The 25,055-nt window shown below is 60.2% G+C and carries 24 protein-coding genes and 1 pseudogene; 5 read left to right on the top strand and 20 right to left on the bottom strand.

The features are described from left to right. Genes HNR03_RS21885 through HNR03_RS21820 form a run of 14 tightly spaced genes read right to left on the bottom strand, consistent with a single transcriptional unit; the run spans position 1 to position 13,164 of the window. Positions 1-1,248 carry an NAD(P)/FAD-dependent oxidoreductase gene (locus HNR03_RS21885; RefSeq protein WP_259155699.1) on the bottom strand — a complete coding sequence of 416 codons (1,248 nt, stop codon included), beginning with the start codon at positions 1,246-1,248 and terminating at the stop codon, positions 1-3. Next, positions 1,235-2,395 (bottom strand): sodium:proton antiporter, encoded by a 1,161-nt coding sequence (locus tag HNR03_RS21880; RefSeq protein ID WP_259155698.1) that lies wholly within the window; start codon positions 2,393-2,395, stop codon positions 1,235-1,237. The genes HNR03_RS21885 and HNR03_RS21880 overlap by 14 nt, the downstream gene beginning before the upstream one ends. Next, positions 2,392-4,731 (bottom strand): MMPL family transporter, encoded by a 2,340-nt coding sequence (locus HNR03_RS21875; RefSeq protein ID WP_259155696.1) that lies wholly within the window; start codon positions 4,729-4,731, stop codon positions 2,392-2,394. Before HNR03_RS21875 ends, HNR03_RS21880 begins: the two co-directional genes overlap by 4 nt. Continuing rightward, positions 4,715-5,317 (bottom strand): outer membrane lipoprotein carrier protein LolA, encoded by a 603-nt coding sequence (locus tag HNR03_RS21870; protein WP_259155695.1) that lies wholly within the window; start codon positions 5,315-5,317, stop codon positions 4,715-4,717. Before HNR03_RS21870 ends, HNR03_RS21875 begins: the two co-directional genes overlap by 17 nt. Beyond that, positions 5,314-5,739 carry a thioesterase family protein gene (locus tag HNR03_RS21865; RefSeq protein ID WP_222589455.1) on the bottom strand — a complete coding sequence of 142 codons (426 nt, stop codon included), beginning with the start codon at positions 5,737-5,739 and terminating at the stop codon, positions 5,314-5,316. The genes HNR03_RS21870 and HNR03_RS21865 overlap by 4 nt, the downstream gene beginning before the upstream one ends. Then, entirely contained in the window at positions 5,732-7,276 is a 1,545-nt protein-coding gene (hutH, locus tag HNR03_RS21860; RefSeq protein ID WP_259155694.1) for a histidine ammonia-lyase, read from the bottom strand. The genes HNR03_RS21865 and hutH overlap by 8 nt, the downstream gene beginning before the upstream one ends. Further along, positions 7,257-8,204 carry a glycosyl transferase gene (locus tag HNR03_RS21855; protein ID WP_259155693.1) on the bottom strand — a complete coding sequence of 316 codons (948 nt, stop codon included), beginning with the start codon at positions 8,202-8,204 and terminating at the stop codon, positions 7,257-7,259. The genes hutH and HNR03_RS21855 overlap by 20 nt, the downstream gene beginning before the upstream one ends. After that, positions 8,201-8,935, bottom strand: a complete 735-nt coding sequence (locus HNR03_RS21850; RefSeq protein WP_222589458.1) for a glycosyltransferase family 2 protein — start codon at positions 8,933-8,935, stop codon at positions 8,201-8,203. The genes HNR03_RS21855 and HNR03_RS21850 overlap by 4 nt, the downstream gene beginning before the upstream one ends. Then, the gene (locus HNR03_RS21845) at positions 8,928-10,610 is read right to left on the bottom strand and encodes an acyl-CoA synthetase family protein (protein WP_259155692.1); all 1,683 of its coding nucleotides are present in this window, start codon (positions 10,608-10,610) and stop codon (positions 8,928-8,930) included. The genes HNR03_RS21850 and HNR03_RS21845 overlap by 8 nt, the downstream gene beginning before the upstream one ends. Further along, the gene (locus HNR03_RS21840; protein ID WP_090176512.1) at positions 10,607-11,152 is read right to left on the bottom strand and encodes a hypothetical protein; all 546 of its coding nucleotides are present in this window, start codon (positions 11,150-11,152) and stop codon (positions 10,607-10,609) included. The genes HNR03_RS21845 and HNR03_RS21840 overlap by 4 nt, the downstream gene beginning before the upstream one ends. After that, entirely contained in the window at positions 11,149-11,403 is a 255-nt protein-coding gene (locus HNR03_RS21835; RefSeq protein WP_090176510.1) for an acyl carrier protein, read from the bottom strand. Before HNR03_RS21835 ends, HNR03_RS21840 begins: the two co-directional genes overlap by 4 nt. 9 nt (positions 11,404-11,412) lie before the next feature. After that, a complete protein-coding gene (locus HNR03_RS21830; RefSeq protein WP_090176507.1) occupies positions 11,413-11,673 on the bottom strand; it encodes a phosphopantetheine-binding protein in 261 nt (86 codons plus the stop codon). Then, positions 11,654-12,463, bottom strand: coding sequence for a 1-acyl-sn-glycerol-3-phosphate acyltransferase (locus tag HNR03_RS21825; RefSeq protein WP_222589461.1), 810 nt, complete (start codon positions 12,461-12,463; stop codon positions 11,654-11,656). Before HNR03_RS21825 ends, HNR03_RS21830 begins: the two co-directional genes overlap by 20 nt. Further along, entirely contained in the window at positions 12,439-13,164 is a 726-nt protein-coding gene (locus HNR03_RS21820; RefSeq protein ID WP_259155691.1) for a beta-ketoacyl synthase chain length factor, read from the bottom strand. Before HNR03_RS21820 ends, HNR03_RS21825 begins: the two co-directional genes overlap by 25 nt. 355 nt (positions 13,165-13,519) lie before the next feature. Between HNR03_RS21820 and HNR03_RS21815 the strand changes: the two genes are divergently transcribed. Continuing rightward, on the top strand, positions 13,520-14,290 hold the full coding sequence (locus HNR03_RS21815; protein WP_259155690.1) for a ParA family protein: 771 nt from the start codon (positions 13,520-13,522) through the stop codon (positions 14,288-14,290). Between the two features lie 64 nt (positions 14,291-14,354). Here HNR03_RS21815 and trxC read toward each other — a convergent pair whose 3' ends face one another. Then, positions 14,355-14,789, bottom strand: coding sequence for a thioredoxin TrxC (gene trxC, locus HNR03_RS21810; RefSeq protein WP_046045645.1), 435 nt, complete (start codon positions 14,787-14,789; stop codon positions 14,355-14,357). A 271-nt stretch (positions 14,790-15,060) separates the two neighbouring features. Between trxC and HNR03_RS21805 the strand changes: the two genes are divergently transcribed. Together HNR03_RS21805 and HNR03_RS21800 are read left to right on the top strand one after the other, a co-directional pair. Beyond that, a complete protein-coding gene (locus tag HNR03_RS21805; RefSeq protein WP_259155689.1) occupies positions 15,061-15,330 on the top strand; it encodes a PbsX family transcriptional regulator in 270 nt (89 codons plus the stop codon). Further along, positions 15,330-15,692: a type II toxin-antitoxin system PemK/MazF family toxin gene (locus tag HNR03_RS21800; RefSeq protein WP_222589465.1), complete on the top strand. Its 363-nt coding sequence runs from the start codon at positions 15,330-15,332 to the stop codon at positions 15,690-15,692. The genes HNR03_RS21805 and HNR03_RS21800 overlap by 1 nt, the downstream gene beginning before the upstream one ends. A gap of 6 nt (positions 15,693-15,698) precedes the next feature. On the opposite strand, the gene selO is transcribed toward HNR03_RS21800, so the two are convergent. From selO to HNR03_RS31995, 5 genes and pseudogenes are all read right to left on the bottom strand, one after another. Further along, entirely contained in the window at positions 15,699-17,162 is a 1,464-nt protein-coding gene (selO, locus tag HNR03_RS21795) for a protein adenylyltransferase SelO (protein ID WP_259155687.1), read from the bottom strand. A 48-nt stretch (positions 17,163-17,210) separates the two neighbouring features. Next, positions 17,211-20,558, bottom strand: a complete 3,348-nt coding sequence (gene mscK / locus HNR03_RS21790; protein WP_259155686.1) for a mechanosensitive channel MscK — start codon at positions 20,556-20,558, stop codon at positions 17,211-17,213. A 34-nt stretch (positions 20,559-20,592) separates the two neighbouring features. Continuing rightward, positions 20,593-22,335: a potassium/proton antiporter gene (locus HNR03_RS21785; RefSeq protein ID WP_222589468.1), complete on the bottom strand. Its 1,743-nt coding sequence runs from the start codon at positions 22,333-22,335 to the stop codon at positions 20,593-20,595. 249 nt (positions 22,336-22,584) lie between these two features. Beyond that, on the bottom strand, positions 22,585-23,448 hold the full coding sequence (locus HNR03_RS32000) for a methyl-accepting chemotaxis protein (protein WP_405046074.1): 864 nt from the start codon (positions 23,446-23,448) through the stop codon (positions 22,585-22,587). Continuing rightward, positions 23,440-24,195: pseudogene (locus tag HNR03_RS31995) on the bottom strand (MCP four helix bundle domain-containing protein); the annotation flags it as partial. The gene HNR03_RS32000 and the pseudogene HNR03_RS31995, both read right to left, overlap by 9 nt. Before the next feature lie 290 nt (positions 24,196-24,485). Here HNR03_RS31995 and HNR03_RS21775 point away from each other — a divergent pair. Together HNR03_RS21775 and HNR03_RS21770 are read left to right on the top strand one after the other, a co-directional pair. Beyond that, on the top strand, positions 24,486-24,716 hold the full coding sequence (locus HNR03_RS21775) for a hypothetical protein (RefSeq protein WP_090176480.1): 231 nt from the start codon (positions 24,486-24,488) through the stop codon (positions 24,714-24,716). Continuing rightward, on the top strand, positions 24,713-25,015 hold the full coding sequence (locus tag HNR03_RS21770; protein WP_259155684.1) for a cell division protein ZapA: 303 nt from the start codon (positions 24,713-24,715) through the stop codon (positions 25,013-25,015). Before HNR03_RS21775 ends, HNR03_RS21770 begins: the two co-directional genes overlap by 4 nt. Positions 25,016-25,055: the final 40 nt, after the last annotated feature.

The following is a 25,055-nucleotide window of genomic DNA, read 5'->3' as shown; positions in this document are numbered from 1 at the left end:
TCATGTGACATCTCTGGCGCAGAGTTCTGACAGCATGCGCAGCCGACGTTTGGGTTCACTGACGAACGGATTGCGCTCGTCCCAGGCATAACCGGCGAGGATCGCGCTGATCATGCGGCGGATGTCAGGTGAACCGTCCGGATGGAAAATCACATCCTGGAAGGTTCCGGCGTACCAGCCTTCGACGTAGCAGCGGAATGTGTCGACGCCGCGCTTGAGCGGTGCGGCGAACTCGGTTTGCCAGTCGACGCTTTCACCTTGCAGTTGGCGGTGCAGGACGCCGGCGGCCATGCTCGCCGAGCGCATGGCGATGGTCACGCCGGAGGAGAACACCGGGTCGAGGAATTCCGCAGCGTTGCCCAGCAGTGCAAAGCCCGGGCCGTGCAAGGTTTTGACGTTGGCCGAGTAGCCACCAATGGTGCGCGCGGGGGTGTCCCACACAGCGTTGTTCAAGACGCTGGCCAGGCTTGGGGTTTCAGCGATAAAACCGCGCAGGCACTCGTCCAGGTTGTCCATGCGGCCTTCAAAGTGCTCGGCTGCCGCCACTACGCCGACCGAGCAACGGCCGTTGCTGAACGGGATGGTCCAGAACCAGATATCGCGATGAGTCGGATGGGTGGTGATGAGGATTTTTTCCCGCTCGAAGGTCGGGCTGTCGATGTTGTCTTCGATGTGGGTGAACACGGCCTGGCGCACCGGGAAGTTCGACGGCGCTTCAAGGTCCAGCAAGCGCGGCAGCACGCGGCCGTAGCCGCTGGCATCGAGCACGAAATCAGCTTCGACGCGGTATTGGCTGCCATCTTCTCGCTGCACTTCGAGCTGCGGTTTTGCCAGGGTGAAATCGGCGCTGACGATGGCCTCGCCGTAGCGAACTTCCACGCCTTGCAATTCGGCCTGGTCGGCCAGCAACTTGTCGAAATCGGCGCGTTGAACCTGGAAGGTGGTCGGCTTGCCGTGGCTGAACGTGTCGCCGAAATCAAAGGCGCTGTATTGGTCGCCCCAGGCGAACGCCGCACCATTCTTCAACTGGAACCCGGCGGCGTTCACCGCGTCGAGCATGCCGGCCTCTTCGACGAAATCCAGGCAGTGCGACAACAGGCTTTCGCCGATGGAAAACCGTGGGAAATGCTGGCGTTCGATCATCAGCACGTCATGACCTTTGCGCTTGAGCAGCGCGGCGGCGATGGCGCCCGAGGGGCCCGCACCGATAACGACGACCTGGCGATGTTCCATTTCAACTGTTGGCACGGGGGCTCCTTGCCGGGGCGGCGATATTCAAAGGGGGGCTGTGCATGCCGGCGAGTGCCGGCAGCAATGTAGCGATCAAACCCATCAACATCAGTGCGAAATACAGCGCCGGACTGATGAGCTGTTGTTGCAGCAGCAGGTTGAGAAAGACGATCTCACTCAAGCCGCGAATATTCAGCAGCAGGCTTTCGCGCCAGCGGCTGGCGCCCTCGAACGAGGCGCCGGCCCAACCGAGGCCCAGCCAGTTGCCCAGCAGTTTGCTGGCTATCGGCAACAGCAGCAGCGCCGCCAGCTGGACCCAGCCGAGGCTGGCCATCGCAGCGTGAACGTTGATCTGCACGATACCGAACGTCAGGATCAGCGGAATGGCGATCCAGGTTTGCAAGCGGCTCATCCAGATCGCCGGCAACGGTAGCACCAGCGGCACTTTCAGCGCGGCCATGCACAACAAGTAACCGATGCCGAAAATCAGCGCGTTGAGCTTGAAGTGTTCGGCGACAACCAACAGTGCGAAGAAGCCGCCGCTGTACAGCATCGGTTGGCGCGCACCGAGCAGACGCAGCAGCAATGGCAGGCAGGCGCCGGCCAGCGGCAGCAAGAGGCTGCTCAGGTGCAAACTGCCTTGGGCGAAACCGAACAGCGTCCAGCACGTCAGGTCGATGAGAATCGCCGTTTGTACCAGGCGTCGGGTGGCGTCGGGTGGGTAATGAATGTGTCGCAGGTACAAATACAGCACCGGAATCGCGGTGATGGCGAACACCAGGCCGACCGCCAGCGAGCTTATCCAGGATTGCGCCGGCAGCAGCCAAACGGCGGTGGCGAGTCCGCAGACAAACGGAATACAGAAACTCGGCAGAGCAATTTTCAGGCTCTGGCGATCCAGTCGCAGGTCGATCACGTCACTGAGGATGTGCCCGAGCAGCAAGGCAAAACCCAGGCTGTAGAGGTTTTTCAGCCACGTCGGCGAGATCAGTTCGGTGCCGCTGAGTTGCCAGCCCGGCTCGATCCAGAAGTACATCAGCAGCGGCAGGCCGAAGGTCGCCAGCAGCAACTGGCTGACGATCGGGATCAGGCCGAAATGCCGACCGACCCGGGTGGCCGCGGCGAACATTGCCAGGGCCATGAGCCAAAACACGGCGATCATCATGCCGCGGACTCCGTAACGGCAGCGGTGTGGACATGGCGTCCGGCCCACGGCGCGAGGATGAAGCTGAAAGCCAGGCCCAGGCTGACCGACAGGCCGAAGTTGCTCACCGCCGGTGTGCTGGACACCGCCAGCAGACCGAACGACAGCCAGGTGGTAACCGCCGCCAGCAACGTACCCAGCAGGCTCACGGCGGCACCGCCGACCTGTTCGCGCATGAGGATCGCGTAATCGACGCTGATCGCCGTCACCAGCAACAGGCCGAACAGGCTGAACAGCGTCAGCGGCTGACCCAGCCAGCCAAGACTGGCCAGACTGCACAATGCGGCCAACAAGGGCAGCGAGACGATGCGCAGCGCGCCACCAAGGCCGAATGGCACGATCAGCACCAGCACGATCAATGCGCAGGAAGCGAGTTTGAGCTCAGCGGCACTGATCTGGGTCGCCGCAAAAACAGTGTTCAGTTCACCGAGACGGTCGACCAGTTGGACACCCGGCAAGTCCAGCGCCTGAGCGCGCAGCAGCGAAGGATTGTTCAGGCCCTGCAGACTGACCATCGCCGCCACGCCGTCATCGGTCGGCCCCAGCCACAAGGTGCGATAGGGCTCGGCCAACGGACCGGTTAGCGCCGCGTCGATGTCTTCGGTGGGCAATGCCTGCAATTGCATAAGCTCTGCTTGCAGCGCTTGCGCTGTCACGCCGAGGTCGAGCAGCGGCTGCCAGAATTGCGGCAATTTGTTCAGCGCTTCGTGCACTTTGTGCTGTTCGCTCGGTTGACTCACCAGTTGGTTGAGCGACAGATAACCCTGGAGTTTGTCCATCTTGACCAGCTGATCGAGACGCTCGCTCAGCGCGGTTTGGCGCTCGAGCAGCTCTTGCTGGTTGGCTGCACGCACCAGGAAGAACTGGCTGGTGGGTTGATAACCGGTAATGCGCGCGATGGTCCTGGCTTCGTCCGTCAATTGCTGCGGCGTGCCGATCCACTGGCGGATATCGTTCTTGCTCTCGAGTTGCAACAAGCCGCCGACGCAAAAGGCAATCAGCAGTGCCAGCAGCACCGGCGTACGCGCAATTTTGAGCAACGATTCGCGTAGCTCCAGCAAAAATTCACTGACGCGCAGCGGCCATTGCGCCGGTCGCAGGTCCGCGCCCTTGAGCAGCGCCGGTAGCAGGCACACCGCTGACAGGTAGGCGCCAAGCAGGCCGGCGGCGGAGAATACGGCGATCTGGGTCAGCGCCGGGAATGGCGTCCACGCCAGCGCCAGGTAGCCGATGCAACTGGTGATCAGGCTCAGCGTCAGGCCTGGCAAGGTCAGGCGTAAAGCCGGCCAGCTGTGCCAGGGTTTCATGCTCCAGCTTTTCGACAGGTAATGCAGCGGGTAATCGACGGCAACGCCGATCAGGCTCGACCCCAGCACCAGCGTCATCACATGCATGTGACCGAACAGCGCCACGCAGGCCACGGCGCCAAACAGCATGCCCACCAGCACCGGCACGAACGCCAGCAAGACCCGCCAGCGCCGGAAGGCCAGCAACAGCAACAACAGAATGCCGACGGTAGCGCCGCCACCGACCCAGGTCATTTCGCGAGTAGCTTGTTGCTGACCGTTGGCCGCGTACAGCAAGCCGCTGGCGGCAAGCAGTTGAACGTCGCTCTGGGCCGCTTCTTCGCGGCTGTGTTTGAGCAGGGCGGCCACTTGCAGCGGCAGGTTCATGTCGAAGGCGTTGCCGGTGGTTTTTGCTCGCAGCAACACCCAGCTTTTACCGTCGGCATCGGCCACCAGTGCGCCGCTGCCGATGTCCAGTTGCACGGCGCCGTGTTGTGGCTGACTGTTCTGGATGCGTCCGGTCAGCCCCAGCCAGTCTTCCTGGCTCGGCACCAGACTGAAACCGGTGAAGGGGTCGAACAGCGCTTGCACGCGCTGTTGGATGAAGGCGTCAGGGTGTTCGATCAGTTGCTGACGATCTGTGGCAGACAGCATTGCCAATCGGCCTTGCAGCAATTGAGTGCGCAGCGCTGGCAAGTCGGCTTGCAGGGTCCATTGGACCTTCTCGAACAAACCGCTGGCCTGCCATTGCTCACCCAGTTTCTGCGCCATGGCGATGGCTTTTGGGCGATCTTTATGGCCGACCAGCACCAGCATTTCGCGGTTCAGCGGTTCTTGCATGCGTTGTTCGGCGCGCAATTCCAGCGCGTCCGGCGCCGTGCCCGGCACCAGTTCCATCAGGTTGGCCGACAGCGGCGCGCCGTTACGCCATTGCCAGCCGGCGAGCGCAAGCACCGCCAGCAGCAGGATCAGAAACAGCCACGGGAGCCTGCGTTCACTCGGCAAAGTCATGTTGCTCCGCGTCGCTCAGCGGTTGCGCGCTGGTGCTGTCCTGCATGCGCAACAGAGTGCTGTCACCCTGGGTTTCCAGCAGTTCGATGCTGTGCACCAATTCGCCGCCGGTGATGTTGATCTGATTGAACACTTGCTTGAGCAGCATCGAACGCGGGGTCAGTGTCAGCTTCCAGTCCTGTGCCTCGCCGCTCAGCGACAGCTCGAAATCTCGTTGCAGACCGCTGCTGTCACCTTGCAGCACGGCGAGGAACAACCGGTTCTGCTCGGCGCCAGCACTCTTGCCTGGCAGCATCTGCCAACCGTTGGCGTCACGTCGGGCAATACCCTTGTCGGTGATGCGGTAATCCTGCTGCAGCGGCGTCTTCAGCAACCAGAGCAAACCGTGGTTTTTGGCGAGGACGAAAGTGCCCTTGCTGGTCAGTGGCTGGGGCAGCGCACGCAGGTGTTTTTCCTGGATGAAATTGCCATGGATCACATCGGGTTTGGCCAGTTGATCGCTCAGTTGTTGCAGATCGAAGGCGTGAGCGATCGATGACAGCCCAAGTAGCGCTAACGCACCCAGGCATTTAAAAAACGGGCTCATGCCAGGATCCTTTCAACGGCGTCTGTGAAGATCTTAGGTGAAGCCAGCTGCATCTCACGGCTGGCCATGTCCACGGCTACCTGCACCGAGCTGGCGCGGGTCAAGCGTTCGCCGGTTTCCAGGTCGCTGATCAGGTAGCTGATTTTCAGGCGGTTCTCCCACTCCACCAGATTGGCGCGCACGTTCAGCTTCTGGCCGAACACAGCACCACGCACATAGCGCAATTGCAGGTCGATCACCGGCCAGGCGTAACCCGATTCGACCATCGCGGTGTAGTTGTGGCCGATTTTGTCCAGCAGCGCGCAGCGGGCCACTTCCAGGTATTTGACGTAATGGCCGTGCCAGACGACGTTCATGGTGTCGACGTCAAAGAACGGCACGAGGATTTCCGTATCGGTATGAAGCACTCCTTTGCTACGCATGCAGCCTCCAGTGTTGTTCGGCAATCCGCTTGAGGCACAGGCGCAATTCACCTTCCAGCGCACGGTCTTCGATGACCGGCGGGAAGTCCTTGCCCAGTTCTTCGTGCATGGCGGCCAGGGCTGGCGGCAACGGACGCGCGTCTTCAGCCTTGCTGCGCAGCCACACGCCCTGGTTAGCGGCGAGCAACGTGGCAGCGGCGACTTGTTCGGTCAGCTCCAGCACGCGGATCGCATCACGGGCGGCGATGGTGCCCATGCTCACCTTGTCCTGGTTGTGGCATTCGGTGGAGCGCGAGAAGACGCTGGCCGGCATGGTGTTTTTCAGGGCCTCGGCAGTCCAGGCGCTGGTGCCGATCTGCACGGCCTTGAAGCCGTGATTGAGCATCGCCCGGTCAGCGCTGGCGCCGGACAAATTGCTCGGCAAACCATGGTTGTAACGCTCGTCCACCAACAGCGCGAGTTGACGGTCGAGCAGGTCGGCGACGTTGGCCACCAGGTTTTTCAGGCTGTCCATGGCGAACGCGATGTGGCCGCCGTAGAAATGCCCGCCGTGCAGCACGCGCTCGGCTTCAGCGTCGATGATCGGGTTGTCGTTGGCGCTGTTGAGTTCGATCTCGATGAACGAGCGCAGCCAGTTCAGGCTGTCGGCCAGGACGCCGAGGACATGCGGCGCACAGCGCAGGGAATAGCGGTCTTGCAGGCGATGCAGCGGCGCGGTCGGCGCGTCGATCGCCAGGTCTTTGCGAAGCCAGGCGGCCACTTGCATCTGCCCTGGATGCGGTTTGGTGGCGAACAGGCGTTCGTCGAAGTGTTCCGGGTTGCCTTGCAGCGCGACCACATTCAGCGCGGTGATGCGCGTGGCCAATTGCAGCAGGTAATCGGCTCTGGCATAGGCCAGGCAGGCAAGGCCGGTCATCACGGCAGTGCCGTTCATCAATGCCAGGGCTTCTTTCGGGCGCAGCACCAGCGGCTGCCAGCCGAGTTCACGGTGCACGTCGGCCGCCTGGCGGCGTTCGCCACGGAACATCACCTCACGCTCGCCGGACAAGGTCGCCGCGACGTAGGACAACGGCGTCAGATCACCGCTGGCGCCCACTGAACCTTCTTCCGGTATCAGCGGCAGGATGTCGTATTCGAGGAACGCGTGCAGGCGCTCCAGCAGCTCCACGCGCACACCCGACACGCCGTGGCACAGCGACTGCAAACGCGCGGCGAGCACCGCGCGCGTGGCCTGGGCGTCGAGCAGTTTGCCCAGTCCGCAACCGTGGAAGGTGTACAGATGACGGGGCAGGGCCTCGACGTGATGCAGCGGCACGGCGACCACGCAAGAATCGCCGTAGCCGGTGGTCACGCCGTAGATCACGCCTTCCTTGTCCAGCAGGGAATCGAGGAATCGCGCGCCCTTGGCAATGCGCTCACGGTACGCGGGATCACTTTGCAACTGCGTCGGCACCTGACGGTTGGCCAGGGCCAGCACGTCTTCAATGCGCAAAGGGAGTTCGCCGAAGGTTACCGGCTCAAAGGTTGGCGTCGTCATCGGTCTTCCAGAAAGGGTAAAAGTTGAACCATTGTTGAGGCGCTTCGAGGCAATAGTGGCCCAGGCGTTCGGCGTAGCGGGTCGCCCACTGATGGATGACCTGTTCGCGGTCGTTGCGTTTCCACACCACGGCCTCTGTAAACGGCTCGAGGATCACGCGGTATTGGCCCGACGGTTTCTTCAGGCACATCAGCAGATTGATCGGGCACTTGAGCAGGCCGGCCAGCAGCCACGGTCCCTGAGGGAACGCGGCCTGATGACCGAGGAAGTCCACCGTCACGCTACGCCCGCCATGCAACGGCACACGGTCGCCGGCAATCGCCAGCCACTCGCCGCGCTCCAGGCGTTCATGCAGTTGCAGCATGATCAAAGGGTCCAGCTCGCTGACCTGAATCAGCCGCAAATTGGTCGCCCCGGCTTCACCCAGCAGACGGTTGAATTGCTCGGCATGCTTGGTGTGCACCAGCACGTTCATCGTGACTTTCTCGCCAATCTCCGCCAGTGCGCGGCAGACTTCGAGGTTGCCCAGGTGCGCGCCCACCAGCATCTGCCCGCGCGTGCCGCGCAACTGATTGCGCAGCAGTGCCGGGTCGATGATTTCGATTTGCTCGATGCTCAGCTTGCCGTTCCACACATCGAGCTTGTCGAGCATCGAATCGGCAAAGGCCATGAACTGGCTGAACACCCGCCACTGGGTCGGGCGCAATTCAGGGCGACCACTCCAGTCGGCAAGCCGTTGCTGGTATTGCCAGGCGCTTTGACGGGCGCTGCGACCGAACAGGAAAAAATACAGGACGATGCCATACAGCAGCGGGCTCAACAGACGACGACCGAGGACCTTGGCGCCGAACGCGGTGAGTTTCATCAGCCAGAAACTGCCGCGTTCCTGACGGTCGGCCCAGTGCTGTTTGTCAGCGTTGATGTTCATGTCCGCCACCGTCGCCAGAGAATCAGCGGTGCCCGCAGCAACATGCCGAAGAACAGCCGTGTGTGCATGCTCGAAATCAGCACGTTGTCGTGGAACATGCGGAAATGCGAGACCCCGTCCAGCGGGTAACGAACCCGCACCGGCAACCACCGCATCGGCAGATTGCGCCAGGCCAGCCGCACGAGAATGTCCGAGTCGAAATCCATGCGCTTGCCGATTTTTGCCGAGTCGATCAGCGCCAGCGTTGCTGGCAGTGGATAGATGCGGAAACCACACATGGAATCGCGAATCTGCAATGAAAGCGTGTTGATCCAGACCATGACGTGGGTCAGGTAACGGGCGTACAAACGACCTTTAGGCACGCTGGCGTCGTATTGCGGATAACCACAGATCACCGCGTCGGGATGCCGGCGCGATTCTTCGATGAAGGTCTTCACATCCTGCAGGTCGTGCTGGCCGTCGGCGTCCACTTGCAAGGCGTGGCTGAAACCCAGGCGCGAGGCTTCGCGAAAACCGGTCATGACTGCACCGCCCTTGCCCTGATTGGCGGCGAGGCGGATCAGGTTGACCATTTCGCGCTGCGCGAGCTGGTCGAGCACTCTGGCGCAGGCCTGATCGCTGGCATCGTCCACCAGAATGCACGGCAGGCCGCTGGCAATCAGCGCGTCGACCACCGTGGTGATGGCGGTTTCATGGTTGTAGACCGGAACCACGGCGCAAGGGTTATGCATCACCCACAGCCTCCAGCAAGATGCGCCCGCTGGAGCAGGTCGCGGTTTCATTGCGATAGGCGAAGTACAGCTTGCCGCGCTCCGGATCAAAGCGCAGGTGCAACTGGACCTCATCGCCCGGGCGCACCAGTTGCTGGAACTTCAGCACTTCCATGCCGGCAAATTTTGCGGGCAGCTTCATCAATTGCTGGCCCAGGCTCAAGGCCCAGTCCACCTGAACCACGCCAGGCAGCACCGGTGTCTTCGGGAAGTGTCCGCTGAAATAGGCCAGGTCCGGCGGCACGGCCAGTTGCAGGCTCCATTCACCTTCGACTTCGACTTGCTCCAACACTTGCGGCGCCTTGGGGCGGGGCGCCAGCAGCAAGGCTTCGACGTCGGCCTGGGGCAGTTTGCCCTGAGCATTCAGCGGCAACTGGCGCAACATCCGCCAGCGTCGTGGCAGCGCCAGGGCTTCGCAATGTTGGCTAAGATGCTGACGCAGCGCTTGGGTGAGCGCGCGGCGTCCCTGATTGCGCAATGCATGCAGGCCAGCGTCTGTCAGCACCAGCAGCGCACCCAGCGAGGCGCGATTTTCCCGGACCACGCCGAGGCGCGCTTCGGCCACCCAGTCATGGTCAGTCAGCGCCTTTTCCAGCATCGGCAGCGAGATACGTTTTTCTTCCAGCTTGACGATCCGGTCCAGTCGTCCAAGCAGTTCGAAGCGGCCGTCGGCAGCGATTCTGGCCGCATCGGCGGTGTGCTCGATGTGGCCGGCGGGCAGGTAGGGAGACGCGATCAAGAGGGCGCCATCGTTGTCCTGGCTCAGCTCGATATCAGCAAAGGGTTGCCAAAGCTCGTGACCCTGGCGCCAGGCGATGCCGCCGGTTTCCGAGCTGCCAAAGATTTCTGTCGGCCATTGGTGCAGTCGCTCGAAAAGGCTTTGCGCAGCCTCGGCCGGTAGCGCGCCGCCGGATGAAAACACTCGGCGAACGGCGCTCAAGGCCGGCCAGTCGAGGTTGTCGCCCATGCGCTTGAGCAGCGCCGGGCTGGCGACCCAGGCAAACGCCGGGTGTTCGCGGCTGGCGCGTTGCAAGTCTTCCGGAAAGGCCAATTGTTTGCGCAGGAATGAGCGCCCGGCGCACAGCGGCCACAACACCCGAAACAACAGGCCGTAGATGTGCTGGGTGGCGACGCTGCCGATGATGCAGGCCTCCCCCAGTTCCGCGCCCCACAGCTGTTCCAGCGCTTCAACTTCGTTAGCCAGTTGGCGCAGGTTCTTGTCGATGCGCTTGGGCTCGCCACTGGATCCTGAGGTGCACAGGCTTAGCTGGCAGCGATCCAGATCCAGCGCAGCGGCGCTCAGTGGGGCGTGGCGGTAATCGGTGAGATGCGCGTCATCCGCCTGATCGGTCAGCCATAGATCAACTTCGCTCGACCAGCGCTGGCGAGTCTGGGGTTGCAGATCGGCGGGCAGCAGCACACTGACCCCGGCACGCCAGGCACCGAGCAGGGCAATCGCCAGCTCGGCGGCGTCTTCCAGGTGCACGGCGATGCGTTGCACGCCTTGGGATTGCAGGCCGGCTGCCAGGCTCAGGGCCTGTTCGCAAAGCTGTGAGTGATTCAATGCCGGCTCGGCCGTCACGGCGCGCTCCGGTTGAGCCTTGAGCAGCAATTGCTCAAGTTTTATCCAATTCATGGGTGGCCTCGTACCCGTTGTCGTATGAGCCATTCAATGGCAAACAGCAAGCCCATCAATCCGTAGGAAATCAGGCCGGTGTACAACATCCACCAACTCAGCGGCGCCCAAAGCGTCAGGGCGGCGGCGAGCAAACCGTTAAAGAGAAAAAAAACACACCAGACGATCGTCACCTGACGGGTATAAACAATGGCCCTGGCCGGCAAGTGCGGTTCACGCAGCCTTGCCAGCCGCTCGACCATCGGTGGTCCGATTTTCAGGCTCAGGCCAAACAGCCCGAGCAGGAAGGCGTTGATCAGCACGGGATACCAGCGCAATAACAACGGACTGTCGAAAAGCGCCAGCAACAGGCAAAAACCGATGGCGGTCAATGCCATCCACAGGCTGCCCGGGCGACGCGCGCCGAGCACGGCACGCGCCAGCCACAAGCTGCCCAGCAACAGGCCGAACTGCCACGGAGCAAAATGCTCCATGCCGAAATACACCGCAAAGGGGTACAACAGGCCTGCCAGCAGCAGGCCCAGGCCGATCAATCGGCTCATGCGGCGGGTTGAACCAGACGGTAGACCGCCTCGACCACGTCGCCGACGGTGCGCACCGATTTGAATTCTTCGGCGGCGATTTTCTTGCCGGTCTGGCGCTTGATGTGATCAATCAGGTCGACGGCGTCGATGCTGTCGATTTCCAGGTCCTGATACAAATTGGATTCGAGGCTGACGCGGTCGGGATCCAGCTCGAAGAGTTCGACCAAGGCATCGCGCAGGGTGTTGAAAATGTCGTCTCGAGTTTGCATGGTCCGGTCTCAAGCTGCCTGTTTTGCTGTGACGAACGCCGCAAGGCTCGCCACGTTGCTGAAATGATTACGAGTGTCCTTGGCGTCGGCATCGATTTTGATGCCGTACTTTTTCTGGATCGCCAGGCCCAGTTCCAGGGCGTCCACCGAGTCCAGTCCCAGGCCTTCGCCAAACAGCGTCTGGTCGTCGCCGATATCGTCGACGCTGATGTCTTCCAGGCCCAGGGCTTCGATGATCAGCAGTTTGATGTCACGGTGTAGATCGCTCATCTTCGGCGAGCTCCTTGATAAAGTAGTGATGCAAATAATCGTTGAGCTTGCGCGAGGCCTGAGGCGCAGGGCCACACGCGGCGAAGGCTTGTGGATCTATATCGGCCCCGACACGGAAACTGAAGTGCACACGGCGTTTTGGGATGCGATACCAGGGTTCTGCCTTGGTCAAAGTGCTCGGATTGACCTTGATGATCACAGGGGTGAGGATTTTCGCACCGCGCATGGCGATTGCCGCGCCTCCCCGATGAAAGGCCGGCGGTTTGCCTGGCTGGGTACGGGTGCCTTCGGGAAAAATGATCAGGGTCTGGCCGTTTTTCAGTGCGTCGGCTGCCGTGTCCAGCATGTCCATGCTGCCGTCGTTGCTGATGTAATCGGTGCGGCGCAGAGGGCCACGGGTGAAGGGGTTGGTCCAGAGGCTTTGCTTGACCACGCAATTGGCGTGGCTGACCAGGCCGATCAGGAACACCACATCGATCAGCGACGGGTGATTGGCAACGATCATCTGGCCCGGTCGACCGAGTTTTTCGGCGCCCTGGATGTCGTAGGTGAGCACGCCAGTGCGAGCCATGAACCGCACGAAAAACCAGAAGCAGCGGCTGACAGTGACGCGCGCCCGCAGTCGATGTGCCTGGGCGTCGCCGGGCAGGCAGCTCAATAGCGGGAAAACCAGCAGACGCAGGCACAGTCCACCCAACCCGAAGAGGGTGAAGCTCGCGGCGGTGGCCAGCAGACGCCAGTAATAAGCGTCGCGGTTTTTTTCGGTTACAGGTTGCGTTGCCAGGTCCATACACGATTTTTCCAGGCATGTTGGCAGGTGGTCTGCTGGCCGAGCAGGGTACGCAATAGATTCAAGGCATGGGGCCATTGGGCTTTTGACAACGGATCCGCAGGGCTGTTCATGGACAGCTGCCACTCGGTGCCCGGTGTCAGTAACAGACCGACCGCATAAGGGAATGGCACGTCATCAATCCAGGCCGAGTAGGCTTGGGGTGGTTGTTCTTCGGTAACGATCAGCAAAACGGCAGGCGCGCCTTCGGCGAGCAGTGCCGCGGCCTCTAGCATGCCGTTTTCGAGGCCGTCACCGGCAGCGGCGAGCGCGGTCATTTCGCTGGTTTCACCCCGCAGGATCGACCAGAGGCCAATCACTGCGTTGTGAACCGACAAGCTGAATTGAGTAGGCGACAACGGCTGATCGGCGGCCAGGTCGCTGAGTATTTCGAAGGTCCGTGGGGTTTCGCCGTGGCGGGAAATAAAGACCAGCGGTAGTTCATCGCGACCCTCGGCCAACGGCCAGCCGACACTGAACGCCATCCGAGCGAGGCGACTGAGCCGCCGACGCTGCATCGCCGGGAGAAAAGACACGTCGGGGGCTGCATCGCTGTTCTGAAGCGCGACCGGTTGTCGGCTCCAGGCCTGCCAATCGTCCACGCTTTCGAGCCCAGGGGCCCACGCGCGCCATTGGGCGATATTGAAGTTGATCACAGACATTCTTCCCGCCCCTGCGGGCTTTCTTGACGCGGCGAGCTGCAAAAAAGCGCGAGCTACCTTACGTGGCGCTTGGCGCCGAGTGACGGGCATTATCCCGTTGCGGCCGGCGCGTAGCAAATGATGGTTACATTTTGCTCAGCGAAATGTACTGGTTGGTCCGCTGTACGCTGTCGTTTGGCCATTATCCACATCGTGGTGCTTGGGTCTGTCGGCTCAGTCAGCGATCAACGGCAGAGATAGCGGATTTTTTATTAAGAGATTACCGCTGACTGTGTAGTCCCTATGCCGATGAGGTAGCTAAGCAGCGCCGTGGACTACTACACTCGGTCATTCTTTGATACACGGAGGTTTTGACATGCGGCGCGTGGTGTTCAATCAGAAAGGTGGCGTGGGCAAATCCAGCATTGCCTGCAACCTGGCGGCGGTCAGTGCCAGCGAGGGGTATCGTACGTTGTTGGTGGACCTCGACTCCCAAGCCAACTCCACTCAATACCTGACGGGCCTCACAGGTGATGCCATTCCGATGGGCATCGCCGACTTCTTCAAACAGACCCTGTCGTCCGGGCCGTTTTCGAAGAAAAACCAGGTCGATATCTACGAGACACCATTCGATAACCTCCATGTCATCACCGCCACGGCTGAATTGGCTGATCTACAGCCCAAGCTCGAGGCCAAGCACAAGATCAACAAGCTGCGTAAATTGCTTGAAGAGCTGGACGGTGATTACGACCGTATCTACCTCGATACGCCCCCAGCGCTGAACTTCTACGCGGTATCGGCGCTGATCGCCGCTGACCGGGTGTTGATTCCTTTCGATTGCGATAGTTTTTCGCGCCAGGCCCTTTATGGCCTTTTGGCAGAAATCGAAGAATTGAAGGAGGACCACAATGAAGGGCTGGAAGTCGAGGGAATCGTCGTCAATCAGTTCCAGGCCCGTGCAAGTCTGCCTCAGCAGATTCTCGACGAGTTGATTGCCGAAGGGTTGCCGGTGCTCCCTGTCTATCTGGGCAGCTCGGTGCGCATGCGTGAATCCCACCAGGCCAACACGCCGCTAATCCACCTTGACCCACGGCACAAGCTGACCCAGCAGTTCATCGAACTGCATAACTTGCTGGAAAAAGCCTGATTCGCGCTAATCACTGACCTGATGCGGGAGTGGGCTTGCTCCCACATTAAGGTTCGTGGTGGTTTCAGATCCCCTGGCTACGCAACCAGCTCATCAATTGCGGTAAAGGGAAGGCCCCACTCTGGCGCGCCACTTCCCGGCCGTTCTTGAACAGAATCAAACTCGGAATCGAACGAATCCCCAACTGCGCCGACAACTGCTGATTCGCCTCACTGTCCAGTTTGGCCAGCCTGCATTTACCCGCCAGTTGCACCGCCGCCTGCTCGAACACCGGAGCAAACGACTTGCACGGCCCGCACCAGTCTGCCCAGACGTCCACCAGCAACGGCAGATCGCCCTTGATCTGACTGGCGTAGTCACTTTGCTTCAATTCGAACGGTTTGTTCAGCAAGACCTCGGCTTTGCAGCGGCCGCATTTTGGATGGTCGTTGAGGCGCTCGGCAGGGATGCGGTTGAGGCCGTTGCAGTGGGGGCAGGGGATGAGGAGTGGGTCGGTCATGATCGGGCGGGCTCTGAAAGGTTGGGCAATACAAAGCTGATCTGGAGTCGCAACCTGCGTTTATCAAGAAAGATTTTTAGATCGAGGACGCAGACTGTCGCAAATGCTCACATATTCCAGAGTTTCGGATTGCAATCGATGGCTACGCTGGAGGCAACTTTACCCGCTTAGATACCTTAATAGGAGTTCGCTTTTGCCTTTAGCGTCGTGCTACTTTTGTTGCACTTATCGAGAAATCGATATCTCTCAATTGTCGGATAGGAGTTATCCCATGTCCGTGACTTCCAGAATTCGCCGTCAAGGTGGCGCCGCGGTGATTACGCTCCCCCCTACTTTACTGAAGCTCCTGCATTTGGACGTGGGGGCACAACTTGAACTGAATGTCGTCGACGGTGAGTTGATTGCCCGCCCGGTTATCCAGTCTTCTCGCAAGCGCTACAGCCTCGCCGAGTTGCTGGAAGGGGCCGAAGAAATAGCAGAACTGAATGCCCAGACGGCGTTTGCACGTGAAGGCGATCCAGTTGGCCGGGAGTTGGGTTGATGGTGCGCCGGCAAGCCCCGCAGCGGGGTGATGTCTACTGGATTGATCCGAACCCGGTTGCTGGGCGGGAGATGATGGATCGGCATCGATTCGTGGTGATCACCCCAAGGGAGATCAACTCTTTGGGTGTCAGCATGACGGTACCGGTGACCAGCGGTGGGAGCTTCAGCCGAAGCTCCGGTTTGGCAGTCATCGTCTCTGGCCACGAAACGAATGGCGTTGCGGTTTGTAATCAGGTACGCAGTTTTGATATTGAGCAGCGTGTTCGCGACGGCTCAGCCAAATTTATTGAGCGGCTGGATGACATCACGATGGCAGACATCATCGCCCGAGTCGTCAGTGCCATCGATCCCCTGGAATGAACAGCTTCACGACGAACAACTGATCTCCAGATGCTTGCCCCATTCCGGCGGCCGCTCGGCGTAACTCTCCATCCCCGGTTGTTCTTCGAAGGGATTGCTCAGCACCGCGTGCAAACGGCGAACCTCTGAATAGTCACCACCCTCTGCCGCATCGATGGCTTTCTGCGCCAGGTAGTTGCGCAAGATGTACAGCGGATTGACCGCGTGCATCCGCGCGCGGCGCTGTGGTTGATCCAGCGTTCCGTCGCGAGAGACCCGGGCGATGTAAAGCTCGCCCCAGGCATCGAAACCCTTGATGTCGACGAAATCGTCGCGCAACCGGGCTACAGCCAGTTCGGGTGATTCATCGCCAAGTCGGCGGAAGAACAGGCTGTAGTCGACGCCGCTGTTCTGCATCAGTTGCAGCAGATGCTCCAGCAATTTCTGGTCGTCCTCTTCGGCGGTGGTGAAGCCGAGGCGGCGGCGCATCAGGTCCAGGTAATGGGCCTGGTAGAGCGGAAAGTACAAACCAAGAGTTTCGCGCAGGGCTTCGACGCTGATGAACGGCGTCAGGGCCTGGGCCAGGGCGCTGAGGTTCCATTGCCCGATCGGCACTTGATTGCTGAAAGAGTAACGACCCTGATCATCCGAGTGGTTGCAGATGAAGTGGGCGTCGAAATCATCGAGGAAGGCAAATGGGCCGAAGTCGAAAGTGATGCCCAGGATCGACATGTTGTCGGTGTTCATGACGCCGTGGCAGAAGCCGTAAGCCTGCCATTTGGCGATCAGCTCGGCATTGCGCTCGACGATCTCGCGAAACATCGCCAGATAAGGTTCCGGCTGTTCCAGGCATTCTGGAAAGTGCATGGCCAGCACATGCTCACCGAGTTCTTTCTGTTTCTCGGGGCGTTTGGTGTAGTAGAAATATTCGAAATGGCCGAAGCGCACATGGCTCGGCGCCAGGCGCAGGACCATGGCCGCGCGTTCCTGTTTCTCACGCCATACCGGCGTGTCGGAACCGATCACGCAGAGTGCGCGAGTGGTCGGGATGTTCAGGGCATGCAGCGCTTCGGAGGCGAGAAACTCACGGATCGAGGACCGCAGCACGGCCCGTCCATCGCCCATTCTTGAGAACGGTGTCTGGCCCGCCCCCTTCAGGTGCAAGTCCCAGTGCTCGCCGGCTTCGTTGTAGACCTCGCCCAGCAACAAACCGCGACCATCGCCCAGCTGCGGATTGTAGGAACCGAACTGATGGCCGGAATAGACCATCGCCCGCGGGACCGCATCGGCCCAGAGCTTATGGCCACTGAACAGCTCTGCGAACTCCGGGGTATAGGCCACGGCCGGGTCGAGATCGAGCAACGCCATGGCGGCAGGGCTCGCAACGACAAGGCGCGGGTTGTCGATAGGTTCGGGCAACACATGGACGGAAAACGTATCGCCCAAGCGGGCGAAGCGATTATCGAAGGTCAGTTCGTCGAGGACTTTCAACGGCCATCTCCAGCAGAATGTCCGAGCATTCTGCTAGGGATAAGCCGGTTAGTCGAGCTTGGCGGCCGGCGGCTCTTGCGGTTCGTCATCTCGCTTGGGGACGATGGTTTTGGATTCCGGCTCGATCGGCACCATTTTGTATTCCTGGCCCTGGAGGTTCTTGAGGTAAACCTCCATCTGGCGGAACGAGATGTTGATGTGCTGCTTCTTGAACTCACGGTTGATGAAGCGGTTGACCTCATCGAGCACCGGGTTACGGTCGCCGAGGTCGCGCACGTGCATGCGCAACTCGTGGTCGAGGGTGCTTTCGCCGAAGTTCAGGAAGTACACGTGCGGTTCTGGATCCTTCAGTACGCGCGGGTTATCCCGGGCAGCTTTGAGCAGCAGCTCTTTCACCAGATCCAGATCGGAGCCGTAATCGACGCCTAGCTTGAGCGTCACGCGAGTAATGGTGTCGGTCAGGGACCAGTTGATCAGTTGCCCGGTGATGAACGTCTTGTTCGGGACAATGATGTCCTTGCGATCGAAGTCGGTGATGGTGGTGGCGCGGATACGGATCTTGCTGACCGTGCCTGACAAGTTGCCGATGGTGATGGTGTCGCCGATGCGCACAGGACGCTCGAACAGAATCATGATGCCGGAGATGAAGTTTGCGAAAATTTCCTGCATCCCGAAACCTATACCCAGCGATAGCGCTGCCACCAGCCATTGCAACTTGTCCCAGCTCACGCCGAGTGTGGACAGGGTCGATACGAAACCGATGCCGGCAATCGCGTAAGAAAGCAGCGTGGTCGTGGCGTAGGCGCTGCCCTGCGCCAGGTTCAACTTCGACAGCACCAGCACTTCCAGCAGTCCCGGCAAGTTGCGCGCGAGGGCGAAGGTGATGCCGATAATGATCAGGGCGCCGAGCAAGTCGCCAATACTGAGCGGCACCATGCTCAAGTTGGCGCCGGTGCCGCTGGTGTATTCGTAAAGGGTGATGTTGTCCAGGTACGAGAACACCGAGATCAGATCGGACCAGACCCAGTACAACGCGGCGATGAAACCACCCAGCAACGCCAGGCGGATCAGTCGCAGCGATTGTTCGTTGACCTTTTCGATGTCCAGCGTCGGCTCTTCGATCACCGCTTCGCCTTCGCCGGCTTCTTTTGCGGCCTGCCGTTTGGCCAGCGCTCGCTGATAAGCCAGGCGTCGGGCCGCAACGCTGAGGCCGCGAACGAAAGTGGCTTCGATCACCAGCCAGAACATCAGCAGATAGAGTGTATTGATCAACCGGTCGCTCAGTTTCAACGCCGTGTAGTAGTAGCCGAAGCACACCGCCACGAACAACGCGACGGGCAGGACGGTGAACATGATCCCCACCGCTTTGCGAAACAGCGATGCGTTCTGGTGAGTCGGGCTGCTGACCAGCAGGCGGCTGAGCAGCCAGGCCATCAAGGCGTAGCACGTCAACACCACCGGCATGCCGAGCACATCATCGGCCAGTGTCGCGGGTTGCAGTTCGGCGACAGCCACCACCGCGACCAATGCCATCACCACAAGCCCCAGCCTGCGGACCCAGCCTTGCAGGAATTCGACCTGGGGTTTTTCCCAGCGGAAATGCAGTTCGGCTACGCCACCCGGCGCGAGGATCCGGTAAGCGGTGTAGAACACCAGCCAGGCCTGGGCCATTTGCAGCAACGCCGCGCCCATGTTGGCATTCTGTCCGCGGGCATCGATCTGCAACGCCAGGCCGCACAACGCGAGGCCCAGGGAAACCGGCATCGCCAGCAGAATATTGATCAGGATGGCCTGGGGGGTGTGCCACTGGCTGTCACGTTTGAAGTGACCGATGTCCTGGTGAACCTTGTTCAGTCGGGCATACAGGCTTTTGCGCCGCCACAACAGGGCGCCGATCAGCAGCACCAGTGGCAGAAACAGCAACGGTCGCTGAATCAGGCCATCGGTCAGTTCACTGAGGCTGGAGGCCCACGGCAGCGTCGTCACCTGGCGTTGCAGGCGTTCCGGCACGGCGCGCATCCATTCCAGGTCCAGCGGCTTGTTGCTGGGAATCCAGAACATCTGTTCATCGAGCGTCGCCCGCAGGCTTTGCGCGGTGCTGAGCAATTGTTTCTGATTGAGTTGCAGGGTGATGGATTCGTTGAGCACCGCGCTCAGTTCGCGGTTCAGTCGCTCCAGCAGATCCGCGCGGGTCGTGGCCAAGTCCAGCAGGCTCTTGCGCAGCTGCGGAGTGACTTGTTCCGGCGGTTGGGACGCCAGCAGGTTGTCGACATAGGCTGCCGGGTTGCTGAGCAACTCCCGTTGCTGGCTGACTTCAAACTGGTAGAGGCGAATGTCGGCAATCTGGTCGGCCAAATCTCGATCAAGCTTGAGGTGCGGCAGCGATTGTTTCTGTTTGTAGAGAATCTTGGAGAGCAGCAGGCTGCCCTTGAGCACGTTGATTTGCTCGTCCAGCGCCGCATCGCTCTGTGTCACGTTGTCCAGCTGCTGCTTGGTCTGCAGGTTCTGCTGGGTGACTTCGTTGAGACGGTCAGTGCTTTTGAGCAGGTAGTCGGAGAGTTTCAGGTTGGCTGCGCTTTCAGTGGCAAGCAAGCTGCTGCTGCCCGACTTCTGCGCTTCGATGGACTGCTGCGTCACCGTTTCCTGGGACTGAGCCAGACGCTTCTGGTTGATCAGGGTTTGCAGCTCCTGGATTTCCTGATCCAGGCGATCGGATTTTTCCGTAAGCAAGTCATGCTGGCTGTTGCCCAGGTCTTGCAACTGGCTGTTGCCGGCCAGTTCCTGACGACGCAGCGGGATCAGGGCATTGAGGGCTGCGAGCTCGGCATTGAGCAGGTCTCGCTGTTCGCCGGTCAAGGTCTTGCCGGCGTCTTTACCGGTCTTGAGGATGTTGTTGATCTGCTGAATGCGCGTCTGGCTGCTGGAGATTTCAGCCTGGGCTCGCTCGGGACGGGTCTGGGCGGTAATCACCAGACTGTTGGCCTCGGCCAGTGCTTTTTGCAAATCGCTTTGCTGGGTCGAGCGCTCGGTGAGCATTTGCTCAAGCTGCTGGATTGACTGATTGGCGTAGCGTTGCGCCACCGGCAGCACTTTGGAGGCTTTAAGCCGGACCAGCTCACGCTGGTTTTCGATGTTCTGCTTGGGTGCGGTGGCCAACTGTTGCTTGAGGGCCGCCAGCTTCTGCTCGTAATCGCGCTGATTATTGAGCTGGGTCAGCGTGTTTTGCAGGATCGATTGCAAGGCTTTCTGATCGGCTTCCGGCAGTTTGCGGTCGGCGATCTTGTCCAGGTTCGCCTGCACGGCTTCGGCGGACGGCGGTTCGGCCGCTTGCAGGGCTCCGACAGAAAGACTCAAGCCCAGCAGGGCCATGATGAAAAAGGTGCGCAGGGTTGACATAGAGACCGATCGAAAACGAGACGAAGTGTGGAGTTTAGAGGAACAAGCCGGGACCCGGGCGACTTCCTTCGGGGAATCTGACGCCCACTTTGCCGATCTTGTTCCCGTCCATGACCGCGACGGTCCAGATGGTGTTGTTCCACTCCACCTGGTCACCGACAACGGGTGCGCCACCGACTTTCTGTGCGATGAAGTGCCCCAGGGACATGTCCGGATCGATGCCTTCGACTTTCAACCCGTACAGCGCCGCAACCGCAGCCAGCTGGGCGTCTCCTTCGAGCACGAAGTCGCCGAAGAAACGCAAATCCAGCCCGCGTTGCGGTGCCTGGCTGAAGAGTTTTCCCAGCGCCGGAAGGTTATGTTCATGGCCGATAACGCAGAGCAAATCATCGACTTCAAGCACCGTACTACCCGACGGATGGAGCAGTTGCTGGCCACGAAACAGTGCAGCGATGCGAGTGCCTTCCGGCATTTTCAGCTCGCGAAGGGGCGAACCGATGCACCATTTTTCCGGGCCCAGGCGATAAACGAACAGTTCCCACTCGCTGGTGACATGCACTTCCAGCGCAGAACGGGAGATCGGTGCCGGCTCCGGCGGGACGGTGACTTTTAACAGTTTTGCCACCCACGGCAGGCTCGTGCCTTGCACCAGCAGGGACACCAGCACAATAAAGAAGGCGAGGTTGAAGTAGAGCTGGGCATGGGGCAGCCCGGCCATCAGCGGGAACACCGCCAGAATGATCGGGACCGCGCCGCGCAATCCGACCCAGGAGATAAATGCTTTCTCGCGTCCGTGGAAGGCTTTGAACGGCAGCAGGCCGACCAGCACCGACAACGGCCGCGCAAACAGAATCATCCACAGCGCCAGCCCAAGAGCGGGCAGGGCGATGGGCAGCAGGTCATGCGGGGTCACCAGCAACCCCAGCACCAGGAACATGCCAATCTGCGCCAGCCAGGCCATGCCGTCGAGCATGTGCAGGATGCCATGGCGACTGCGCACCGGACGGTTGCCGATGACCAGGCCACAGAGATAGACGGCGAGGAAGCCGCTGCCGTGCAGGGCGTTGGTCAGGGCGAACACTGCCAGGCCGCCGGCAATCACCAGAATCGGGTAGAGGCCGTTGGCCAGGTTGATCCGGTTGACCAATTGCAGCATGACCCAGCCGCCGCCCAGGCCGATGATGGCGCCGATGCCGAACTCCCGCACGAAATGCCCCAACAGGCTCCAGTGCAGGCCGGTCTGGCCGCTGGCAAGCATGTCGATCAGGGTGACGGTGAGAAACACCGCCATCGGGTCGTTGCTGCCGGATTCGATTTCGAGGCTGGCGGTGACCCGTTCGTTCAAGCCTTTGCCACCCAGCAGCGAGAACACCGCCGCGGCGTCCGTCGAGCCGACAATGGCGCCGATCAGCAAGCCCTGAATGATGTTCAGGTTGAACAGCCAGGCCGCGACCAGACCGGTCAGTGCGGTCGTAATCAATACCCCGACGGTGGCCAGCGACAGCGCGGGCCACAGTGCCACACGGAAACTCGCGACCCGGGTGCGCAATCCGCCGTCGAGCAGAATCACCGCCAACGCGAGGTTGCCGACCAGATAAGCCGTTGGATAGTTATCAAAGATAATGCCGCCGCCGTCGACGCCGGCCGCCATGCCCACGGCCAGGATAATCACCAGAATCGGGATGCCAAGGCGGGACGAAAGTGAGCTCACCAGAATGCTTGCACCTACCAGCAACGCGCCGATCAAGAACAGGCTGTTGATGGTCGTCGCATTCAAAGGCAGTACTCCAGAAAGCTGAAAGACGGACACAAACTGACCATGCAGTCTGCGTGCCAGCGATTCTAACCTGTTGAAATGTGATGCTGTCAAAAAGGTTTTGCAGCATTGGATATCAGGGGGCGTGATCGTTCCCACGCTCTGCGTGGGAATGCAGCCCGGGACGCTCCGCGTCCCAATACGGACGCGGAGCGTCCATTGAGGCATTCCCACGCAGAGCGTGGGAATGATCCTTCAAGGAGGTAACCGTTAAAGGCTAAACCGCCCAACCATGTTGTTCAGGTCCAGGGCCAACCGCGACAGTTCATTGCTCGCCGCGCTCGTCTGGTTCGCCCCGGTCGCCGACTGCACCGACAGATCCCGGATGTTCACCAGGTTACGATCCACTTCCCGGGCCACTTGCGCCTGCTCTTCAGCCGCGCTGGCGATCACCAGGTTGCGCTCATTGATCTCGACGATGGCACTATTGATCGTGTCCAGCGACAAACCGGCACCACGGGCAATGTTCAAGGTCGATTCGGCACGTTCGGTGCTGTTGCGCATCGAATTCACCGCGTGTTCGGTCCCGGTCTGAATGCTGCCGATCATGCGCTCGATTTCGCTGGTCGACTGCTGGGTGCGATGGGCCAGTGCACGAACCTCGTCCGCCACCACCGCAAATCCGCGACCGGCCTCACCGGCACGCGCCGCTTCGATCGCCGCGTTTAGCGCAAGCAGGTTGGTTTGATCCGCCAGGCCGCGGATCACGTCCAGCACCTTGCCGATGTCGCGGGATTCATTGGCCAGATCACCGATCAAGGTCGCCGTGCTCTGCACATCAGCGCTCATGCGTTCGATGGCACTGACAGTTTCCTGCACCAGATCACGACCGTCACCGGCCGAGGTGGTGGCGTTTTTCGAGGCTTCGGAGGTGCTCACGGCGTTGCGGGCGACTTCTTCCACGGCGCTGGTCATTTCGTTGACTGCGGTGGCAGCCTGTTCGATTTCGTTGTTCTGCTGAGTCAGGCCGCGGGCGCTTTCGTCGGTGACGCTGTTCAACTCTTCTGCGGCGGACGCCAATTGTGTGGCCGAGCCAGAAATCCGTTGCAGGGTGTCGCGCAGCTTCTCCTGCATCTTCGACATGGCCAACAGCAAACGACCGGCTTCGTCCTCGCCATCGACATGAATCGGACGAGTCAGATTGCCTTCAGCGATTTCTTCGGCGGCGCTCAAGGCATTGGCGATGGGCTTGGTGATGCTGTTGGTCAGCAACCAGGCGAACAGCAAGGTCAGGCCGCCAGCGATGACCAGCAAAGTGATGACCAGGTTAAAGGATGTCGAATACTGGTCACCTGCCTGGGTGTTGGTGGCGTCAACCTGTTGTGTATTGATCTCAAGCAACTTGGCGAGGGCCGAGTTGACGCCTTCTGAGTTGGAGAGCAATTCGGTGTTGAGCATCTTGCGCAGTTCATCGACCTGGTTATTGCGCGAGAGTGTCTTCATGCGGTCTTCGAGCTGGCGATACTGCGCCAGCAACTGCACGTATTGATCGTAAGCCGCGCGTTCTTGCGGGCCGTCGATCAGCGGTTCGTAAGCCTTCTGAGCATCGCGAATCTGCTGATTGCGCAGTTCAAACAGCTCGAAGGTTTTCTGCTGCACGTCCGGTTCGCGGTTGACCAGCAAACGGTAGGACAACACCCGCAGACGCAGGGTCAGTTGGGTGAATTCGTCCAGGCTCTTGATGCTCGGGACACTGGTGGAGGCGATGTCTACGCCCGCTGCGCGAATCTTGCTCATCTGGTTCAAGGCAAACACCCCCAAAACCAGCATCAAACCGCCAATCAGGGCGAAACCGAGGAACGCTCGCGGTGCGATGTTCATATTACGAAGGGACATGGTGTTTACCGAAATGAGCGCACCCGTGCGGTGCCGAGACTGACGTATGGATGACTTATCGGTCATGCGACTAAAGTCTTGAGTGGCTGCGCGGTTTTGTCGCACGGCACGCCCGGCGACGAAGTGCAGGAACCAGATCCGCCAATCACAGTCTTTAAAGTTCGCGAGGAAGCTCATCTGCCAGGAAAATCAAGGCCTTGCGCCCCAATATCCCTGGCATCCGTGGTGACTTTTCTTTATCGTACGCGCCCTTTGAAAATGCTTGGAAAATCAAAATGTTGGAAGCATCCCTAAGCCAATTGGAACAGCTGGTCAGCGACCTGGTGCAACAGAACCAGAGCCTGCTCGCCACCAACCAAACCCTGAGTGCAGAACTGGCCCAGGCCAAGGATGAAAACGAGAGCCTGCAACTGAACCTGATGGAACAGGAAGAGAAACAAGGCGCCACCGCCGCACGCATCCAGGCCCTGGTTGAGCGCGTCAGCGCCGGCCCGGTCAGCGCATGAGCTACGGCGCCGCAGGGGTAAAAGTCGTCTCCATCCTGGGGGAGGACTATTCGATCAAGGCGCCGGCCGGGGAAGAGCAAACCCTGCTGGACGCCGCAATGATGTTGAAAGCTGCCTTGGCCGATACCAAAAGAAAGTACCCGACGCTGATCGGTGACCGCCTGCTGGTGCTGGCCGCGATGAATCTGTGTTCCCAGCAGATCGAAATGCAGAAGCAGCACAAGCAGGAACTCGACCGTTACCAAGAGCAAGTCAGCGCCACGGTTGAAGTGATCTCCAAGACGATCAATCAGGCCTGATCGGCTTTGCGCACAACCAAAGAATAAATTGTCGGTTGCG

Origin of the sequence: Pseudomonas sp. JAI111 (assembly GCF_024809425.1) — a bacterium.
Classification (GTDB): domain Bacteria; phylum Pseudomonadota; class Gammaproteobacteria; order Pseudomonadales; family Pseudomonadaceae; genus Aquipseudomonas.
This window is presented reverse-complemented; position numbering and strand designations above follow the sequence as displayed.

Coding starts and splice junctions, on each gene's coding strand:
- HNR03_RS21880 (WP_259155698.1), bottom strand. CDS start 2,395: ATGATGATCGCCGTGTTTTGGCTCATGGCCCTGGCAATGTTCGCCGCG.
- HNR03_RS21875 (WP_259155696.1), bottom strand. CDS start 4,731: ATGACTTTGCCGAGTGAACGCAGGCTCCCGTGGCTGTTTCTGATCCTG.
- HNR03_RS21870 (WP_259155695.1), bottom strand. CDS start 5,317: ATGAGCCCGTTTTTTAAATGCCTGGGTGCGTTAGCGCTACTTGGGCTG.
- HNR03_RS21865 (WP_222589455.1), bottom strand. CDS start 5,739: ATGCGTAGCAAAGGAGTGCTTCATACCGATACGGAAATCCTCGTGCCG.
- hutH (WP_259155694.1), bottom strand. CDS start 7,276: ATGACGACGCCAACCTTTGAGCCGGTAACCTTCGGCGAACTCCCTTTG.
- HNR03_RS21855 (WP_259155693.1), bottom strand. CDS start 8,204: ATGAACATCAACGCTGACAAACAGCACTGGGCCGACCGTCAGGAACGC.
- HNR03_RS21850 (WP_222589458.1), bottom strand. CDS start 8,935: ATGCATAACCCTTGCGCCGTGGTTCCGGTCTACAACCATGAAACCGCC.
- HNR03_RS21845 (WP_259155692.1), bottom strand. CDS start 10,610: ATGAATTGGATAAAACTTGAGCAATTGCTGCTCAAGGCTCAACCGGAG.
- HNR03_RS21840 (WP_090176512.1), bottom strand. CDS start 11,152: ATGAGCCGATTGATCGGCCTGGGCCTGCTGCTGGCAGGCCTGTTGTAC.
- HNR03_RS21835 (WP_090176510.1), bottom strand. CDS start 11,403: ATGCAAACTCGAGACGACATTTTCAACACCCTGCGCGATGCCTTGGTC.
- HNR03_RS21830 (WP_090176507.1), bottom strand. CDS start 11,673: ATGAGCGATCTACACCGTGACATCAAACTGCTGATCATCGAAGCCCTG.
- HNR03_RS21825 (WP_222589461.1), bottom strand. CDS start 12,463: ATGGACCTGGCAACGCAACCTGTAACCGAAAAAAACCGCGACGCTTAT.
- HNR03_RS21820 (WP_259155691.1), bottom strand. CDS start 13,164: ATGTCTGTGATCAACTTCAATATCGCCCAATGGCGCGCGTGGGCCCCT.
- HNR03_RS21815 (WP_259155690.1), top strand. CDS start 13,520: ATGCGGCGCGTGGTGTTCAATCAGAAAGGTGGCGTGGGCAAATCCAGC.
- trxC (WP_046045645.1), bottom strand. CDS start 14,789: ATGACCGACCCACTCCTCATCCCCTGCCCCCACTGCAACGGCCTCAAC.
- HNR03_RS21805 (WP_259155689.1), top strand. CDS start 15,061: ATGTCCGTGACTTCCAGAATTCGCCGTCAAGGTGGCGCCGCGGTGATT.
- HNR03_RS21800 (WP_222589465.1), top strand. CDS start 15,330: ATGGTGCGCCGGCAAGCCCCGCAGCGGGGTGATGTCTACTGGATTGAT.
- mscK (WP_259155686.1), bottom strand. CDS start 20,558: ATGTCAACCCTGCGCACCTTTTTCATCATGGCCCTGCTGGGCTTGAGT.
- HNR03_RS32000 (WP_405046074.1), bottom strand. CDS start 23,448: ATGCAGGAGAAGCTGCGCGACACCCTGCAACGGATTTCTGGCTCGGCC.
- HNR03_RS21775 (WP_090176480.1), top strand. CDS start 24,486: ATGTTGGAAGCATCCCTAAGCCAATTGGAACAGCTGGTCAGCGACCTG.
- HNR03_RS21770 (WP_259155684.1), top strand. CDS start 24,713: ATGAGCTACGGCGCCGCAGGGGTAAAAGTCGTCTCCATCCTGGGGGAG.